The sequence below is a fragment of the Haloferax sp. S2CR25 genome, from assembly GCF_031624535.1.
GTDB classification, from domain to species: domain Archaea; phylum Halobacteriota; class Halobacteria; order Halobacteriales; family Haloferacaceae; genus Haloferax; species Haloferax massiliensis.
Genome location: NZ_JAMQOO010000011.1, coordinates 41200 through 57310, shown reverse-complemented (window position 1 = coordinate 57310; position 16111 = coordinate 41200). Strand labels below are relative to the sequence as shown.

General features: G+C 67.9%; 19 protein-coding genes and 1 tRNA gene. 15 read left to right on the top strand and 5 right to left on the bottom strand.

Annotated elements, in window-relative coordinates; all coding sequences use genetic code 11:
* The first annotated feature begins 136 nt into the window (after positions 1-136).
* Together NDI65_RS18885 and pepF are read left to right on the top strand one after the other, a co-directional pair.
* The gene (locus NDI65_RS18885; RefSeq protein WP_004967500.1) at positions 137-292 is read left to right on the top strand and encodes a hypothetical protein; all 156 of its coding nucleotides are present in this window, start codon (positions 137-139) and stop codon (positions 290-292) included.
* 83 nt (positions 293-375) lie between these two features.
* Positions 376-2175 (top strand): oligoendopeptidase F, encoded by a 1800-nt coding sequence (gene pepF, locus NDI65_RS18880; RefSeq protein ID WP_310894088.1) that lies wholly within the window; start codon positions 376-378, stop codon positions 2173-2175.
* Positions 2176-2196: 21 nt separating this feature from the next.
* Here the strand turns inward: pepF and NDI65_RS18875 are convergent, their stop codons facing one another.
* Entirely contained in the window at positions 2197-2808 is a 612-nt protein-coding gene (locus NDI65_RS18875; protein ID WP_089776949.1) for a universal stress protein, read from the bottom strand.
* A gap of 144 nt (positions 2809-2952) precedes the next feature.
* Here NDI65_RS18875 and NDI65_RS18870 point away from each other — a divergent pair, with 144 nt between their 5' ends.
* From NDI65_RS18870 to NDI65_RS18850, 5 genes are all read left to right on the top strand, one after another.
* Entirely contained in the window at positions 2953-3732 is a 780-nt protein-coding gene (locus tag NDI65_RS18870) for an electron transfer flavoprotein subunit beta/FixA family protein (RefSeq protein WP_089776950.1), read from the top strand.
* Positions 3733-4764, top strand: a complete 1032-nt coding sequence (locus tag NDI65_RS18865; protein WP_089776951.1) for an electron transfer flavoprotein subunit alpha/FixB family protein — start codon at positions 3733-3735, stop codon at positions 4762-4764. It begins immediately after the preceding gene.
* Complete coding sequence (locus tag NDI65_RS18860; protein ID WP_089776952.1) at positions 4761-6134, top strand: FAD-dependent oxidoreductase; 1374 nt, start codon at positions 4761-4763, stop codon at positions 6132-6134. The genes NDI65_RS18865 and NDI65_RS18860 overlap by 4 nt, the downstream gene beginning before the upstream one ends.
* Complete coding sequence (locus tag NDI65_RS18855; protein ID WP_004967506.1) at positions 6131-6442, top strand: 4Fe-4S dicluster domain-containing protein; 312 nt, start codon at positions 6131-6133, stop codon at positions 6440-6442. Before NDI65_RS18860 ends, NDI65_RS18855 begins: the two co-directional genes overlap by 4 nt.
* Positions 6443-6537: 95 nt before the next feature.
* Positions 6538-6705, top strand: a complete 168-nt coding sequence (locus tag NDI65_RS18850; protein ID WP_310894087.1) for a hypothetical protein — start codon at positions 6538-6540, stop codon at positions 6703-6705.
* A gap of 218 nt (positions 6706-6923) precedes the next feature.
* Here the strand turns inward: NDI65_RS18850 and NDI65_RS18845 are convergent.
* A tRNA-Lys gene (locus NDI65_RS18845) sits at positions 6924-6997 on the bottom strand.
* Positions 6998-7083: 86 nt separating this feature from the next.
* On the opposite strand from NDI65_RS18845, the gene NDI65_RS18840 reads away from it, so the two are divergent.
* Positions 7084-8328: a M20/M25/M40 family metallo-hydrolase gene (locus NDI65_RS18840; protein ID WP_089776953.1), complete on the top strand. Its 1245-nt coding sequence runs from the start codon at positions 7084-7086 to the stop codon at positions 8326-8328.
* Here NDI65_RS18840 and NDI65_RS18835 read toward each other — a convergent pair.
* Entirely contained in the window at positions 8316-8990 is a 675-nt protein-coding gene (locus NDI65_RS18835) for a hypothetical protein (protein WP_089776954.1), read from the bottom strand. The two genes, NDI65_RS18840 and NDI65_RS18835, sit on opposite strands and share 13 nt — an antisense overlap.
* Positions 8991-9091: 101 nt before the next feature.
* Positions 9092-9256, bottom strand: coding sequence for a hypothetical protein (locus NDI65_RS18830; protein ID WP_007275457.1), 165 nt, complete (start codon positions 9254-9256; stop codon positions 9092-9094).
* A 303-nt stretch (positions 9257-9559) separates the two neighbouring features.
* Between NDI65_RS18830 and NDI65_RS18825 the strand changes: the two genes are divergently transcribed.
* From NDI65_RS18825 to NDI65_RS18805, 5 genes are all read left to right on the top strand, one after another.
* Positions 9560-9883: a hypothetical protein gene (locus NDI65_RS18825; RefSeq protein ID WP_004041667.1), complete on the top strand. Its 324-nt coding sequence runs from the start codon at positions 9560-9562 to the stop codon at positions 9881-9883.
* Between the two features lie 88 nt (positions 9884-9971).
* Positions 9972-11750, top strand: a complete 1779-nt coding sequence (locus NDI65_RS18820; protein ID WP_089776955.1) for a ferredoxin--nitrite reductase — start codon at positions 9972-9974, stop codon at positions 11748-11750.
* Positions 11751-11876: 126 nt separating this feature from the next.
* Positions 11877-12161 carry a DUF6360 family protein gene (locus NDI65_RS18815; protein WP_008574757.1) on the top strand — a complete coding sequence of 95 codons (285 nt, stop codon included), beginning with the start codon at positions 11877-11879 and terminating at the stop codon, positions 12159-12161.
* Positions 12162-12480: 319 nt separating this feature from the next.
* Positions 12481-13401, top strand: coding sequence for a DMT family transporter (locus NDI65_RS18810; protein ID WP_089776956.1), 921 nt, complete (start codon positions 12481-12483; stop codon positions 13399-13401).
* A gap of 170 nt (positions 13402-13571) precedes the next feature.
* Complete coding sequence (locus NDI65_RS18805; protein WP_089776957.1) at positions 13572-13994, top strand: ester cyclase; 423 nt, start codon at positions 13572-13574, stop codon at positions 13992-13994.
* A gap of 99 nt (positions 13995-14093) precedes the next feature.
* On the opposite strand, the gene NDI65_RS18800 is transcribed toward NDI65_RS18805, so the two are convergent.
* Positions 14094-15041 carry an EamA family transporter gene (locus NDI65_RS18800; protein ID WP_089776958.1) on the bottom strand — a complete coding sequence of 316 codons (948 nt, stop codon included), beginning with the start codon at positions 15039-15041 and terminating at the stop codon, positions 14094-14096.
* A gap of 202 nt (positions 15042-15243) precedes the next feature.
* On the opposite strand from NDI65_RS18800, the gene NDI65_RS18795 reads away from it, so the two are divergent.
* Together NDI65_RS18795 and NDI65_RS18790 are read left to right on the top strand one after the other, a co-directional pair.
* Positions 15244-15732, top strand: coding sequence for an Lrp/AsnC family transcriptional regulator (locus tag NDI65_RS18795; protein WP_004041677.1), 489 nt, complete (start codon positions 15244-15246; stop codon positions 15730-15732).
* A 44-nt stretch (positions 15733-15776) separates the two neighbouring features.
* Complete coding sequence (locus tag NDI65_RS18790) at positions 15777-16052, top strand: hypothetical protein (RefSeq protein ID WP_089776959.1); 276 nt, start codon at positions 15777-15779, stop codon at positions 16050-16052.
* The last annotated feature ends 59 nt before the right edge of the window (positions 16053-16111 follow it).

Below are 16111 nucleotides of genomic sequence, written 5' to 3'. Positions count from 1 at the left end.
ACACGCCCGCCGGTCAAAGTGGTTTGCGCCGTCGCGCAGACTCGGGCGACGGCCGCGCCCGCGACCGGGACCGACGCCCGGAGTCCGAAAATCGCCCACAACATCTAACCCAGTTGACGTGGTACGAACGACCGCCATGCCTACATGTCAGAACTGCAATTCTTTCGTCACGGAAGGCTACGTCAGGGTGTTCGCCCCGGAGGGCATGGATGACCCCCGCGTCTGCCCGCACTGCGAGGACTTAGTCCGGGACGGCTCGCAGGTCCGAGAAGCGAGGGCGACCCGACACTAACCGCGTCGCGGCCGCCCGCTTCGACCCCGGACGCCCCTCGATTGATAAGGCTTACCAGCCGCGCGCGCGTCGAATCACCCGACATGAGTTCGGTTCCCGAGCGGAGCGACATCGACGAGGAGTACAAGTGGGACCTCGACAGCATCTACGCCTCCGACGACGAGTGGGAGGCGGCGTACGAGGACGTGGCAGAGCGCGTCCCCGAACTGGCGAGCTACGAGGGTCGCGCCACCGAGGACCCCGAGACGCTCCTCAAACTCCTCGAAACGATGGAGTCCGTGCTCCGCGAGGTGTCGATGGTCGTCTCCTACGCGAACCTCCGCAGCAGTCAGGACACCCGGAATCAGGAGTACCAAGCGCAGGCCGGCCGCGCCGAGGCGCTGGCGTCGAAGGCGCGGAGCGCGGTCAGCTATCTCGACCCCGAACTGCAGGAACTCGGCCGCGACGGCGTCGACGAGTTCGTCGAGGAAGAACCCGAGCTGGCGGCCTACGAGCACTACTTCGACGACGTGCTCCGGACGAAGGAACACACCCGCTCCGCGGAGGTCGAAGAAGTCCTCGCCGACCTCTCGGACGTGACCGGCGCGTCCAGCGACATCTACTCGATGCTCGCCAACGCCGACCTCGAATTCCCGACCGTCGAAAAGCCCGACGGCACGTCGGTCGAAATCACGCAGGGCAACTTCACGAAGCTCCAGAAACACCCCGACCGCGAGTTCCGCCGGACCGTCCACGAGGAGTTCTACGACCGCTGGGCCGACGTGCGCAACGCCGTCGGCACCTCGCTGAAAAACAGCGTCAAGAAGGACGTGAAGACCGCGCGCATCCGCGGCTACGAGACCGCCCGCGAGTCCGCCCTCGACGGCCCCAACGTCCCCGTGGCGGTGTACGACAACTTACTCGACACCGTCCGCGACAACCTCGACCACCTCCACCGCCACGCCGAGTTGAAGCGGGAGGCCATCGGCGCGGACGAACTCAGGATGTGGGACCTGTACGTCTCGCTCACCGGCGACCACGGCCCCGAGATTCCGTACGAACAGGCGAAGGAGTACATCGTCGAGGCCGTCGAACCGCTCGGCGAGGCCTATCAGGAGCGGATGGCCGAGGGGCTCGACGACCGCTGGGTCGACGTGTACGAGAACCGCGGCAAGCGCTCCGGGGCGTACTCCGCGGGCACCTACGACACCCAGCCGTTCATCATGATGAACTACCAGGACGACCCAGCGTCGATGTTCACGCTCGCCCACGAACTGGGCCACTCGATGCACTCCGAACTCGCCAACGACGCCCAGCCGTGGCACGACGCGAGCTACGACATCTTCACCGCCGAGGTCGCTTCGACGGTCAACGAGACGCTCCTGACCGAGTACCTCTTGGAGAACGTCGACGACGACGAACTCCGGACGCACGTCCTCGACGAGTACCTCGAACGGTTCCGCTCGACGCTGTTCCGCCAGACGATGTTCGCCGACTTCGAACTCCAGATTCACGAGATAATCGAGGACGACGGCGCGCTCACGCCCGACCGCTTCGACGAGCTGTACGGCGACCTGAAGGCGGCGTACTACGAGCCCGCGGCGACCGACGACCGCATCGCCCGCGAGTGGATGCGCATCCCGCACTTCTACTACAACTACTACGTCTACCAGTACGCGACGGGTATCTCGGCGGCGGCGGCCATCGTCGAGCGCATCCGCGAGGAGGGCGAGTCGGCCGCGGCGGACTACCGCGAGGCGCTCGCGCTCGGCGGCAGTGAGTACCCCCTCGACGTGCTCCGGACCGCCGGCGTCGACATGACCGAGCCCGAACCCATCGAGGACGCGATGTCGGTGTACGGCGAGTTCCTCGACGAGGCCGCGACGCTCCTCGACCTCGAATAAACCGAAAATCGCGGCGGCGGCTCAGCCGACCTGCACGAGTTTGGCCTGCCCGGACGCGCTGTTGATGTGGACGTTGTACTCGCCGCGGTCGTCGGCGGCGTGGACGACCCACGCGGACCGCTGTTGAGACGGCGCTTCGATGACGGCGTCGTCGTGGCCGGCGTGCCGGAGCTTTTCGCGCGCGATGCGCTGTGCGTCGAGCGGCGACCGGACGGACTGCTCGCCGTCTCGGAGTCGAATCGTCGTCACCGGGACGCTGGCGAGTCGGCCGACGCGCTCGGCGACGCTCCCGTTCACCAGCCGGTCGACGCCCTCGCGGCCGTGGGTCCCCATCACGATGAGGTCGGCGCGATGCGTGTTGGCGAAGTCGGCGATTGACGCCGCGGGGTCGCCGACGAGGATGCTCGTCTCGATGTCGACGCCGCGCTCCTCGGCGCGTTCGGCCACGTCCGCGAAGGCGCGTTCGCTCCGCGACTGCGAGCGCTCGCCGTCGTCGTCGGTGTCAACGGGCGGTCGGGCGACGTACAGCGCGTGAACGGACGCGCCGACCGCGTCCGCGAGGCGAACCGCGTGACTCGCCGCGTTCATTGACTCCGGGCTGGTGTCGACGGGAACGACGATTTTGGTGTACATTTGTTGGCCCTCCTGAGCCAGGATACGCGGGGAACGGAGTAATATCGCGTATTCGGTTCTTATATTTCGAGAACGACCGGGTCCGTATGTACCCCAGAACGCCCTCTCTCCGGTAAGCGCCGCACGCGACGGCGTCGTCAAATTATGAATGACGGATGGAACATCGTCGTCTGCGTCAAGCAGGTTCCCGATGCGGACGACGTCACGATAGACCCCGACACGGGGACGTTGAACCGCTCCGACGCGCCGGCGGTGCTGAACAAGCCCGACCACAACGCCGTCGAGTCCGCGCTCGCGCTCCGCGACGCCGTCGGCGGGACCGTGACCGCGATCACGATGGGGCCGCCGCCGGCCAGCGCGGTCCTACAGGCGGCCGTCGCCGCGGGCGCGGACGGCGGCGTCCTGCTCACCGACCGGGCGTTCGGCGGCAGCGACACGTGGCCCACGAGCCTCGCGCTCGCGCGGGCGGCCGAGGAACTCGACGCCGACGTGGTCATCTGCGGCGAGGAGAGCACCGACTCCTCGACCGGACAGGTACCGCCGGGCATCGCCGCCCACAACGGCTGGTCGCAACTCACCTACACCGAGTCGCTCGACCCCCGACCCGACGAGGGCGTCCTCGTCGGCACGCGGGACGTCGAAGGCGGCTACGAGCGCGTCGCCGCCGCGCTCCCCGTCGTCGTGGCGATGGTGTTCGGCGCGAACGACCCGCGACCCGCCGGGTTACACCGGAAGATATTCGCCGAGACCGAGTTCGAACCGGTCCAGTGGACCGCCGCCGACCTCGAAATCGAAGACCGGGTCGGCCTCGCCAACTCGCCGACGAAGGTCGGCGGGATGGACACCGCCTCGCCGGTCGAACGCGAGCGGACGCGCGTCGACAGCGTCGAAGCACTCTACGACCACCTCGCGGAGGTGCTCTAGATGAGCGCCGCGAGCGGGCCGGAAATCGACGTCGCCGACTACCGGGACGTCTGGGTGTTCGTCGAACAGCACGAGGGAGAGGCCGCGCCGGTGTCGTGGGAACTCCTCGCGAAGGGGCGCGAACTCGCCGACGAGACGGGCGAATCGCTCGTCGCGCTCGTCGTGGGCGACGGCGTCTCTCACCTCGCCGAGGAGGCGGTGGCCCGCGGGGCCGACCGCGCGCTCCTCGCCGACGACCCGGTGTTCGAACCGTACCGCGCCGACCCCTACGGCGAGCAGTTCCGCGCGCTCGTCGAGGCGCGCAAGCCGAGCATCGTCCTCATCGGCGGGACCCACACCGGCCGCGACTTCGCGGGTCGGGTCGCCGTGCCCGCCCACGCCGGCCTCACGGCCGACTGCACCGAACTCGCCGTCGACGAGGCGGGACTCCTCCTCGCGAGCCGGCCGACGTTCGGCGGGAGCGCGATGGCGACCATCAAGTGCCCCGCCCACCGCCCGCAGATGGCGACGGTCCGCGCCGGCGTGTTCGACGCCGGCGAACCCGCCGACGGAACGGAGAGCGCGGCCGACGCCGTCGAATCGGTCGAGGTCGTCGTCGCCGAGGAAGACACGCTTTCGACCGTTCTCGAACGTGTCGTCGGCGGCGTCGTCGACATCACCGACGCGGACGTCATCGTCGCCGGCGGCGCGGGTTGCGAGGGCGACGTGACGCCGCTCGTCGAACTCGCGGAGGCGCTCGGCGGCGAGGTCGCCGCCACCCGCGCCGCCGTCGAGGAGGGCTGGGTCGAACCCGCGCGGCAGGTCGGCCAGACGGGCAAGACCGTCCGACCGCACCTCTACGTCGCCGCGGGCATCTCGGGTGCCGTCCAACACCTCGAAGGGATGAACGGGAGCGACGTGGTCGTCGCCGTCAACACCGACCCCAACGCGCCCATCTTCGAACACGCCGACTACGGCATCGTCGGCGACCTCCACGAGGTGCTTCCCGCGCTGACTGCGATGGTCCGCGAGAAACGGGAGGTGGCGGTATGAGCAACGAGGCGACCACGGCCGGCGGCCTGCAACGCCCGACGCTCCGGACCGAGACGCCGAACTACGACGACGCGTACGACGCCGTCGTCGTCGGTGCCGGACTGGCCGGGACCGCCGCGGCGCTGACGATGGCCCGCGACGGCCTCGACGTGCTGATGCTCGAACGCGGCCCCGCGGCGGGGACGAAGAACGTCTTCGGCGGCGTGCTCTACACGCCGACGATTCGGGAGTTAGTCGACATCGACGGCGCGCCGCTCGAACGCTACGTCGCCGAGAAGCGCTTCTCGATACTCTCGTCAGAGGGCGATGAGACCGCGGTTTCGATGCGGCCCGGCGCGTGGCGCGACGAGCCCCACAACGACTCCTACACCGTCCTCAGACGGCGGTTCGACGAGTGGTTCGCGAAGCAGGCGGTCGAGGCCGGCGCGACGCTCGTCACCGAGACGACGGTCACGGGCCTCCTCCGCGACGGCGGCGCGGTCGTCGGCGTGACGACCGACCGCCCGGACGGGGAAATTCACGCCCCGGTCGTCGTGCTCGCCGAGGGAGCGAACTCGCTGGTGAGCGAGGGCGCGGACCTCAAGGAACGCCCCGAGCGCGACGCGGTCGCGGTGTCGGTCAAAGAGGTGTTCAAACTCGACCGCGACACCATCGACGACCGCTTCCGGCTCGACGGCGACGCCGGCGCGGCCTACCAGTACTTCGGCGAGGGGGCCGTCGGCGAGGCCGTCGGCGGCGGCTTCGTCTACACGAACAAGCGCTCGGTGAGCGTCGGGGTCGTCTACCGCGTCGAAGACGCCGCGGCCGGCCAGACGCCCGAGGCGACGCTCGACGCCTTCGAGTCGCACCCGGCGGTCGCCCCGCTCATCCGCGGCGGCCGTCGCATCGAGTACAGCGCCCACGTCGTCCCCGAGGGCGGCGCTCGCGCGATGCCCGACCTCGTCCACGACGGGGCGGTCGTCGTCGGCGACGCCGCGGGCCTCGTGTTGAACAGCGGCGTCCACCTCGAAGGGACGAACATGGCCGTCGAGAGCGGCTACCACGCCGGGAAGGCCATCGCGGCCGCGCTGGCGGACGGCCGGAGCGACGCCGAGGCGCTCGCCGCCTACGCGCGCGACCTCGACCAGTCGTTCGTGGTCGAGAACCTCCGGCACTACGACTGGTTCCAGCGGACCATCGCGGCCGACCGACAGTTCCTCTTCGAGGACCTGCCGCGCGCGCTGGCCAGCGCCGAGACGGAGTACTTCAAGATGGACCGCGCGTCGAAAGACGAACACACGGGCGCGGCCCGCGACCACCTCGTCGCCGCCGCCGGCGGCTGGTTCGGCGCGGCGAAACGCGCCTGGCGCTTCCGGAGGATGTTATCATGAGCACCGCACAACCCCACGTTCCCGACGTGAGCATCGAAGACCGTCTGTACACGGTCAAGTACCGCGACGCCGGCGAGTCACACCTCGGCGTCGAGAACCCGGACGTCTGCGCCGACTGCACCACAAACGAGTGCACGTCGGTCTGTCCCGCGGCGGTGTGGACGGTCGACCCCGACGGCGACGGCGTGCCGTCCATCGCCTACGAGAACTGCCTCGAATGCGGGACCTGCCGCTACGGCTGTCCGTACGACAACGTCGAGTGGAGCTACCCGAAGACCGGCGGCGGCGTCGTGTTCAAGCAGGGTTGAGAGAACCGATCCGCTGATTTCGGGGTGTTCGGCTCCCCTACCTTCCCAAACCGAGATATAGTTGGACAACCAATATGTTCTCGGGGACGTGACTGATGTCAGACGAGTGTTTCCGATTGAATCTGGGGGAGCAGACCGGTGTCGACGAAGTGGTACTCGGCTTTCGCAAGGACGGAGCGTTCTACGAATTGCTGACGGTGTCGCCGCCTATCGAAGCCGAGGTTCGGTGCCTGTTGAACGAAATCGCACGGCACGAGAATTAACCAGTCGTTTTCGCGAGTGCGACGGCGCGCGCTGTCGCTCGCTCACGCTGTTGGTCCCGATGAGAACCTACAGAGCCGTCGCTCCGCACGAACTCCGTCGCAGAAACGGGCTGGGAGGGACTCGAACCGAGCCCAGACGTGCTCGCTTCGCTGTGCGCGACTGGTCGGGTTCAATCTCTCGAAGCCGTTTCACTCCTCACGGTTGTTCGGAGTAGAAACGGGCTGGGAGGGACTTGAACCCCCGACCGTCTGGTTAAAAGCCAGACGCTCTGCCTAACTGAGCTACCAGCCCTCGGAGTTTCTTTAAGTGGGGATACTGATAAGCGTTTATTTTCACAGCCCCCGCCTGCTTTGTACCCCGTTGCCGTCTCCCACATCATGGACCTGCGCGACTTCGTGGACACGCTGCTCCGGTTCGAGAGCGTCGCCCGCGCCGAGGCCCCGGCCCAGCAGTGGGTCAGAAACCGGCTGCACGACTTCGAGTTCGACACCTACGAGTGGACCGCCGACCCGGAGCGACTGGCCGAACACCCGTCGTTCCCGGACGACCCCGACGACATCGACACCGCGAACCGCCCGAGCGTCGCCGGCGTGGTCGAGTTCGGCGACCCCGACGCGGGCCGGACTATCGTCCTCAACGGGCACGTCGACGTGGTGCCAGCCGACAGGGGGCTGTGGTCTCACGACCCGTACATCCCCGACTGGAACGACGACGCGGGCACCGTCAGCGCCCGCGGCGCGGCCGACATGAAAGCGGGGCTCGCGGCGTGCGTCTTCGCGGCGCTCGACCTGCGCGACGCCGTCGAGGCGGGCGACCTCGACCTCGACGGGCGGGTCGTCGTCGAGAGCGTCGCCGGCGAGGAAGACGGCGGCATCGGGGCCGCGGCGGCCGCCGTCGACAACCCCTACCCGTTCGAGCGGGACGCCGCGCTCGTCGCCGAGCCGACGCGGCTCAAGCCGGTCGTCGCCACCGAGGGGTCGGTGATGAAGCGGCTCCGACTGACCGGACGCACGGCGCACGCGGCCTCGCGGTGGCGCGGCGTGGACGTCATCGAGAAGTTCGAGGCGATTCGGGGGGCGTTTTTCGACCTCGAAGCGGAGCGGACCGACGCGGTCTCGCACCCGCTTTTCGACTACCCGATACCGTGGCCCGTCTGCGTCGGCCGCGTCGAAGCGGGGTCGTGGGCGTCGAGCGTCGCGGGGACGCTCACCGCGGAGTGGCGACTCGGCGTCGCGCCGGGCGAGACGGTCGCCGAGGTCGAAGCGGCGTTCGACGAGCGGCTGGCGAGCGTCGTCGCCGACGACGAGTGGCTCTCGGCGCACCCGCCGGCGTTCGAGCGGTTTTCGGTGCAGTTCGAACCGGCCGAAATCGACGCCGACGAACCGGTCGTGGAGTCGCTGCGGGCGGCGCTCCGGGCCGACGGCCGCGACGACGAACCGGTCGGCGCGACCTACGGCGCGGACTCGCGGCACTACGTCGAGGCGGGGATTCCGACGGTACTGTTCGGCCCGGGCGACATCGACCACGCGCACTTTCCGGACGAGACCGTCGAGTGGGCGGAAGTCGAGGTCGCTCGGGACGTGATTCGCGAGACGGCGGCGCGGTTCCTTCAGTCGAGGTAGTCGTCGAGGGCGTCGGCGACCACGTCGCCGGGGGCCGAATCTTCGAGCGAGGCGCGGCGGCGGAGTTCGAGGTACACGTCGGCCGGAAGCGTCACGTCGAGCGTGCCGATGTCGACACCGTGGTCCGACAGAGCGTCTACGACGGGCGTGCCGTCGTTGACCTCGCTGGCGAGCCGGCGGACCTCGCGGACGGTCAGCCCGGCGTCGAGCGTCGCCCACGCGAGGTGGAGTCTGGCGTCGCCGGAGACGCGAGCGATGTGCTTTGCGGCCGTGGGCGCGATGCGGCCGCGGGCGACGTGCCGACGGACCGACTGCGGGAGGTCGTGGACGCGGGCCCACTTGCGGATGAAGGAGACGGAGACGTCGCCGCCGGCCCGCTCGGCGGCGCGCTTGTAGGAGCCGACGCCGCGGACGAGCGCGGCGCAGGCGGCCGCGCCGCGGAGCATGAACACGTGGTCGTCGTCGCCGGCGGTGGACTCGGCGAACGAGCGAACCGTTCTGGCGGCCTCGGCGAGGCTGTCGGGGTCGGTGGGGTCGAAGCCGACGGCCTCGCGGGCGCGGTCGCCCGTGACGGCGGGGTCGCCGCGGACGACGGGTTCACCGACCGGTTCGCGTCGGTCGGCCGGAACCTCGGTCGTTCGTCGGCGTTCGTCGTTCGTCATCTACGAATCGATAGCGCGTTCGGGCTTAAAAACGTCCCCCCGAGAGGCGAGATTCGCGCGCGAACGGACCGCAAGCGAACGCGAACGAGAGGACAGAGAGATTACTCCTCGCGGGACTCCGAGAGGTGCGACCAGATTTCGGTACAGCCCGCGCCGTCTTCGAGGTCCTTGAGGTGGGCCGCGGGGTCTTCGTCTTCCGCCTCGGCGGACGGGTCGGCCTCCGCGTCGCGGTCGCGTTCGGGTTCGAGTTCTGCCTCGCCGGTCATGCGTCACCCTCCGTGGACTGTTCGAACAGCTCTGGGGCGACGTCGGCGGAGGCGTGTTGTCGGACGGCGGTGCGGTGGTCACTCATCACCACCACGTACCGGCCGGACCCGCATAAGGGAATCCGCACCTGTAATGTGTACCCCCACTCCCGGCTACCGGAACGGGTTGCCCCTACCTCTGACGGCCGATTTCGGCACAATCGCACGACTACGGTCGAACTACCTCCGAAGCGGGCGTCGCGCTCCCCCGCGGGGATTGCGGGCGCCGTCCCGCATAGGTAGCCGGAGCGCGGAAGGTGAGGTATGAGCGTCTCCCTGCGCGTCCTCGACGACGGGGCGTGGGTCTCCGTGAACGACGCCAGAGAAGTGAGCGTGAGCGAGCTCTGGCGGCTCGACGACCCGTCATTCTGTGGGTGCGAGCTTCCCGACTTCGTCGTCGAGAACGTCCTCGACGTCGGCGCGGACGGCAGAACCGTCTCCGCGAAGGTGTACGGTCAGTGCATCGCCTGCGGCCAGACGGGCGTGCCCGGCTGGGTCCCGGTCGGCAGGCTCCGCGAGGGCGAATTCGTCGATATCGACCGCGAGCGGGTCGTCCTCCCGGTTCGACGCGGCGACGACGACGAGTAGGCAACATTATCCTCTTTTGGGCAGCACCGGGAAGGGTTGACGGTACGCTCGGGGCCTTACGTGGGCACGTATATGGACATTCATACGAATGCCCACGGACGTCGAACGCTGGAAGTCGGAGGTCTACGGTAACGAGATACGAGAGCACCTGCTCGAATTCGCCGAGCAGGGCTGGGACACCATCCCGGAAGACGAGCGAGACGCCTGGTTCGAGCGCTTCAAATGGTGGGGGCTGTACCACCAGCGCAACGGCCAAGAGAGCTACTTCATGATGCGCATCGGGACGCCGAACGGCGTGCTGACGCCCGGTCAGACCGAAGTCGTCGCGGAAGTCGCCGACGAGTACGCCCGCGGCCCGGCCGAAAACCCCATCTTCGGCAACGGCTACGTCGACTGGACGACCCGCCAGTCGATTCAGCTCCACTGGATTAAGCTGGAGGACATCCCGGAAATCTTCGACAAGCTCGAATCGGTCGGTCTGTCGACCCAGCAGGCCTGCGGTGACTCGTGGCGGAACATCGTCGGCTGTCCCGTCGCCGGCAAGGACAAACACGAGCACGTCGACGCGCTTCCCGTCGCGATGGAGCTCAACGAGACGTTCAAGGGGAACGACGACCACTCGAACCTCCCGCGCAAGTGGAAGGTCTCCGTCACCGGCTGCCGCGAGGGCTGCGGACAGGGCGACATCAACGACCTCGCGCTCGAACCCGCAACGAAGGAAATCGACGGCGAGGAGACGAAGGGCTTCAACATCCGCATCGGCGGCGGCCTCTCGCGTAACGAACCGCGGCTCGCCCGCGACATCGACGTGTTCGTGACGCCCGAGCAGGCCCCCGAGGTGTCGGGAGCCATCTCCGCGCTGTTCCGCGAGAACGGCGACCGCGACAACCGCTACAACGCCCGCATCAAGTTCCTGATGGACGAGTGGGGCGCGGAGAAGTTCCGCGACGTCCTCCAAGAGGAGTTCGTCGACTTCGAACTGGAGACCGCCGGCGACGACCTGCGCTCGGAGTACTCCTACAACTCCGGCTACGCCGACGGCGGCCACTCCGACCACGTCGGTATCCACGAGCAGGCCGACGGCAACTACTACGTCGGCCTCAACGTCCTCGTCGGTCGCATGGGCGTCGACGAGACGAAGGAGCTCGCCCGCGTCGCCGACGAGTACGGCTCCGGCGAGATTCGCGTCACCCAGCGCCAGAACGTCATCATCACCGACGTTCCCGAGGAGAAGCTCGACGCGCTGCAGGACGAGGACCTCCTCGACCACTACTCGCCCGACCCCCACCCGTTCATGCGCGGCTCCATCGCCTGTACGGGCACCGAGTTCTGTTCGCTCTCCATCGTGGAGACGAAGAACCGGCAGGTCCGCTACGCCCGCTGGCTCAAGGAGAACGTCGAACTCCCCGCGGGCGTCGAGGACTTCCACATCCACCTCTCGGGCTGTACGGCCTCCTGCGCCCAGCCGCAGATCGCGGACATCAGCCTCCGCGGCATGAAGACCCGCAAAAACGGGGACCCGGTCGAGGCGCTCGACATCGGCCTCGGCGGCGGCCTCGGCGAGAACCCGAACTTCGCCGAGTGGGTCACCCAGCGCGTCCCCGTCGACGAGGTGCCGGGCGCAATCAAGAACCTGCTCGCCAACTTCGAGGAGCGCCGCGAGGGCGACGAGACGTTCCGCGAGTTCGTCGCGCGGACGGACGAAGAGGACCTCGCCGAACTGGTCGAACCCGAGGAGACCAGCTACGAGGACCCGATGATGCACAACACGAAGCGCACGTGGTACCCCTACGCCGACGACGACTCGATGGACGCGAGTCCCGCGCCGACCCGGGCCGACGGCACGCCCATCCCGAGCGACGACTGAGCCGACCGTTTTCGGCCGGTGACCGACCGCGACCGCCGCGTTCGTCGCCGGATTCCGACGCCGGTCCGCGCCGGTGACGACTCCGCCGCGCTACCTATTTACGACGACACCGAACACTACTCACAGATGCCAGACCGAATCCTGAAGGTCAACGCCTACACGACGCTGGACCTCGTCGACGCGTCGGCGACGGGCCACGACTTCGAGGAGTCGGCGTTCGCCGTGTGCAACGTCACCTCGCCGCGGAAGCACCCCGACGAGATTACCCTCGAACTCGAACTCGACTGGACGCAGCTCGACGCGCTCGCGCCGCACGCGGACAAGCTAACGCTGTCGCCCGAGGAGGCCCGGACGCTCGCGGCCGACCTCGAAAAGCACGCCGACCGCGTCGAAGCCGAACAGCGCGACTGACCGCAGTCTCCCGATTTTCGACGACGGTTCGACGGCTCCGAGCGGCGCGGCCGGCCGCGGGAGCCCGGCGGTTCGTGGCAACAACACCCGTGACAACTTCTAACCCAGTTTACTCAACGAATCGTGGTAAACCGTAACTCGAACTGTCTATTCGTACTGCAACGAGACCAATCGTTAGACATATGCCTTCGGAAGTCGCAGGATGTGTTGTGATACAGACGACGCCTCTACGCCGTCCACGCACCGAGCGTCGACCGCACTCCACCTCCCGCGCCCGCCCGGCGAATCGAACGCCGGCCACAGCGCGGGGGGTGGTGGCGTGAGCCGTCACCGGACCCTCGTCCTCTTCGTCGCGGCCGCGGCGCTGTTCGGCACCTCCTTCGTCGGCATCAAGGCCGCCATCGGCTCGGTGCCCCCGGTGCTGTTCGCCGCCTTCCGCGTCGACGTCGCCGCCGTCGTCCTCCTGACGCTCGTCGCCGTCCGCGGCGGTTACTGGCTCCCGCGGACCCGCGCCGACGCCCTCGGCATCCTCGCCAGCGCCGCGTTCGTCCTCGGGGCGAACAACGTGTTCCTGTTCCTCGGCCAGCAGCACGCGACGACCGGCGCGGCGGCGGTCATGTACAGCATCATGCCCGTCGCCTCCCCGGTGTTCGCCGTCCTGCTCCTCGACGACGCGCGCATCTCGGCGGTCGACGCCGCCGGCATCCTGCTCGGACTCGTCGGCGTCGTCGTCATCGTCGGCCCCCAGAGCGTCCTCGGCGGCGGGAGCGTCGGACAGGCGCTCATCGTCTGTTCGGCGCTGTCGGTCGCCTTCGGGACCGTCCTGCTCAAGCGCGTCGGACCCTCTATCGGGACGCTCCCGCAGACCGCGTGGGCGATGGCGGCCGCCGCCGTCGGCATCCACGCCGCGAGCCTCGGTCTCGGCGAGTCGGTCGCGCAGGTCGCGTGGTCGCCGGAACTCGTCGCCGCGATTCTCTACGTCGGCATGCCCGCGACCGCCGCGGCCTACCCGGTCTACTTCGCGCTCCTCGCGGAGGCCGGCCCGGTCCGCGGCAACCTCGTCGCCTACGCGATGCCGGTCGTCGCCACCGTCACCGGCTGGGCGTTCCTCGGCGAGTCCGTCTCGCCGGCGACCGTCCTCGGCTTCGGCGTCATCCTCTCGGGGTTCGTCCTCGTCCAGCGCGACAGCGTGGCCCGGGTGGTCGGTCTCCGGGGGAGCGTCCCCGCCGAAGCGGAGTGAGAGTACTGGCTCTCTGAAATTCTCGGTCGCTGACGGGTTGTCGAGACCCTGCTGAACAGAAGGCGCGTATCGGTCGCCCGCAGTCGAGCGAAGGCGGTTCTCGCAGGTCGGGAGTTACCTGACAACGGTATATCGTTTCGGCACGAAGTATAGGTCGGTCGACTAGAACCATGACCGAGACCACCGTAACCAAACACGAACAGCCCATGAGTGACTACCTCGCGCTGTGGCACGGGGAGTTCTCGAAGATAGACGTGCTCTCCGATTCGTTCGTGGCCTACGAACCGAGCGCTCCGGGCGGCGAAGTGCGCGGGCCGGACGCCTTCGAAGCGTACGTTCGTCAACTTCGAACCGCGTTCCCCGACTTCACGATCACCCCCGAGGCCGCGCTCGAAGGCGAGGAGATAGTCATGACCGAGTGGACGGGGACAGGCACGCACGAAGGGGAGTTCAACGGGCTCCCCCCGACCGGCCGCACGTTCGAACACAGGGGGATGTCGAAGTTCGTCATCGCGGACGGCGAGATACGGGAAGAACGGATGTACTACGACCCGCGGGAGATCGCCGAGCAGCTCGGCTTCCTCGAAGAGTGAGACCGCGGCAGACAGCCACCGGACCCTCTCACTCGGGTGCGCTCCGGGTCAACGGAGTGCAACAGAACGTGAAGCGGAGACGGCAGACCGAAGCCGAACCTACGCGGCGACCCGTCGCCGGACCGCGACGGCGACGGACACCAGCGTCTCCTTTTTCATCGCCGCGAAGCCGAAGAAGATGGCTCCGAAGCCGACGAGCGCCGTCGCGTCGATGACGTGGCCGAGGAGCGCCCAACTCATGAGCGCCGCGACCACGGGTTCGACGTAGCCGATGAGGTTGAGTTCGGTCGGGCCGAGGCGGTCCAACAGTTCGAAGTAGAGGAGGAACGCCACCGCGCCGGAGACGAGCGTCAGGTAGAGGAACGACGCGATGCCGGCGGGGGCGAGTTCGATGGCCGAAAGCGACTCGCCGTTGGCGAGCGCCCAGCCGTGGAGCAGGACGCCGCCGCCGAGCATCGCCCACGCCTGCATCGACTGGACCGGGAGGTCGGTCCGGAGCGGGCGGGTGAGGACCGCGCCGAGCGCGAACGACACCGCGGCGAGGAAGATGAGGACGATGCCGAGCCCCTGCGTCGACCCGGCCGAGCCGGAGAACGCAGAGACGGGGTCGGCGACGAGGACGACGCCGGCGAAGCCGGCGAGCAGTCCGACCGTGGCGGTCCTCCCCAGCGACCCCTCGGTGAGGACGAACGAGGCGAAGACGGCGGTCAGGATAGGCGAGAGGCTGATGATGATGGAGGCCACCGCGCCGGGGACGTGTTCCTGTCCGAGGTACAGCAGGCCGTGGTGGGCGGCGATGATGAACACCGCGCCGATGGCGGTCGCGAGCAGTTCGTCTCTCGTCTCCGGCCGCCAGCGGTCGGTCGAGTAGAGGGCGTACGCCAGCATCACGAGGCCGGCGAGTTCGTAGCGGAGCGCGGCGAAAGAGAGCGTCGGGAAGAACTCCAAGCCGACCTCGATGGCGACGAACGAGGTGCCCCACATCGCCGCGAGCGCGACGAAAAGCAGGGGCGTCGTCGGAATGTTTGTCCAAGTGGTTCGCGTCATAGTCGAATCTGTTTCATCTCTCAGAGACCCACCGTGTTAAAGTCTTCTACAAGAGAACCAGATTGAGTTGGAGTTTAGAATATATTTTCTGTGTTTTACTGTATCAAACGACGTATAATTCGTGATAGTTCGATTGGATTCGAGAGGTGGCGAAAACGGCGGACAGAACAAGGACTTACCTCACCGACCGCAACGGGAGGGTATGGACGAACGCGACGTGCGCCTGTTGAAGGCCATCGCGGACCTCGGGACGGGCAGTCCCGAGAAGCTACACGAAGCGACGGACATCCCCGTGTCGACCATCCACTACCGCCTGAACAACCTGAAGGACGACGGCGTCATCGAAAACGACCTCTACGACATCGACTTAGAGGCGTTCGGACTCGGCGTCACCGTGGTCGTGGAAGTGCTGGCGGACTACAGCGGGTCGTACGAGGAAGTCGGGAACAAACTGCTGGAGATAGAGGGCGTCACACAGCTCTACTTCACGATGGGTGAGACGGACTTCATCGTCGTCGCCCACCTCGCGGACTCCGACCGCGTGGAGCGCCTCATCAGCGACTTCGAGGCGACGCCGGAGGTCGAGCGAACGAACTCGACGTTCGTCATCTCCTCGATGCGCGACAGCCACCGGGCGCTCCAGAGCTACACGCTGGAGACGCTCCTCGACGAGTTGGGCATCGAGGACTGACAGTCGCCCGGGAGCGTATCACGGTTGGTCACGTACTACCGACCATGTCGAACGACGTGCGAACGTGGCTGGTCGAACGGACCTACTCCGACGACGAACAGAACATCATCATCCTCGTGTACGCGACCCCCGACGGGACGCGCTACCACCGGAAGGAGCGCTCGCTGACGAGCTTCGAGTCCGACGTGCGCGACACCTACGCCGCCGTCGACGTGCCCGAAGACGAACTGGGCCGCGTCGGCGACGAGGAGACGAGAGAGGCCTACGCGGCCGCCGCGAGCGAGATGGCCGAGTCCCACGAGCCGACCGACACGGTCTGAGAGGGCGGCCGGCTCAGGCGACCGCCGCGAGCGAGATGGCCGAGTCCCACGAGCCGACC

Bases quoted from the DNA above. Each gene is read 5' to 3' on its own strand.
- NDI65_RS18885 (WP_004967500.1), top strand. From the start codon at position 137: ATGCCTACATGTCAGAACTGCAATTCTTTCGTCACGGAAGGCTACGTC.
- pepF (WP_310894088.1), top strand. From the start codon at position 376: ATGAGTTCGGTTCCCGAGCGGAGCGACATCGACGAGGAGTACAAGTGG.
- NDI65_RS18875 (WP_089776949.1), bottom strand. From the start codon at position 2,808: ATGTACACCAAAATCGTCGTTCCCGTCGACACCAGCCCGGAGTCAATG.
- NDI65_RS18870 (WP_089776950.1), top strand. From the start codon at position 2,953: ATGAATGACGGATGGAACATCGTCGTCTGCGTCAAGCAGGTTCCCGAT.
- NDI65_RS18865 (WP_089776951.1), top strand. From the start codon at position 3,733: ATGAGCGCCGCGAGCGGGCCGGAAATCGACGTCGCCGACTACCGGGAC.
- NDI65_RS18860 (WP_089776952.1), top strand. From the start codon at position 4,761: ATGAGCAACGAGGCGACCACGGCCGGCGGCCTGCAACGCCCGACGCTC.
- NDI65_RS18855 (WP_004967506.1), top strand. From the start codon at position 6,131: ATGAGCACCGCACAACCCCACGTTCCCGACGTGAGCATCGAAGACCGT.
- NDI65_RS18850 (WP_310894087.1), top strand. From the start codon at position 6,538: ATGTCAGACGAGTGTTTCCGATTGAATCTGGGGGAGCAGACCGGTGTC.
- NDI65_RS18840 (WP_089776953.1), top strand. From the start codon at position 7,084: ATGGACCTGCGCGACTTCGTGGACACGCTGCTCCGGTTCGAGAGCGTC.
- NDI65_RS18835 (WP_089776954.1), bottom strand. From the start codon at position 8,990: ATGACGAACGACGAACGCCGACGAACGACCGAGGTTCCGGCCGACCGA.
- NDI65_RS18830 (WP_007275457.1), bottom strand. From the start codon at position 9,256: ATGACCGGCGAGGCAGAACTCGAACCCGAACGCGACCGCGACGCGGAG.
- NDI65_RS18825 (WP_004041667.1), top strand. From the start codon at position 9,560: ATGAGCGTCTCCCTGCGCGTCCTCGACGACGGGGCGTGGGTCTCCGTG.
- NDI65_RS18820 (WP_089776955.1), top strand. From the start codon at position 9,972: ATGCCCACGGACGTCGAACGCTGGAAGTCGGAGGTCTACGGTAACGAG.
- NDI65_RS18815 (WP_008574757.1), top strand. From the start codon at position 11,877: ATGCCAGACCGAATCCTGAAGGTCAACGCCTACACGACGCTGGACCTC.
- NDI65_RS18805 (WP_089776957.1), top strand. From the start codon at position 13,572: ATGACCGAGACCACCGTAACCAAACACGAACAGCCCATGAGTGACTAC.
- NDI65_RS18800 (WP_089776958.1), bottom strand. From the start codon at position 15,041: ATGACGCGAACCACTTGGACAAACATTCCGACGACGCCCCTGCTTTTC.
- NDI65_RS18795 (WP_004041677.1), top strand. From the start codon at position 15,244: ATGGACGAACGCGACGTGCGCCTGTTGAAGGCCATCGCGGACCTCGGG.
- NDI65_RS18790 (WP_089776959.1), top strand. From the start codon at position 15,777: ATGTCGAACGACGTGCGAACGTGGCTGGTCGAACGGACCTACTCCGAC.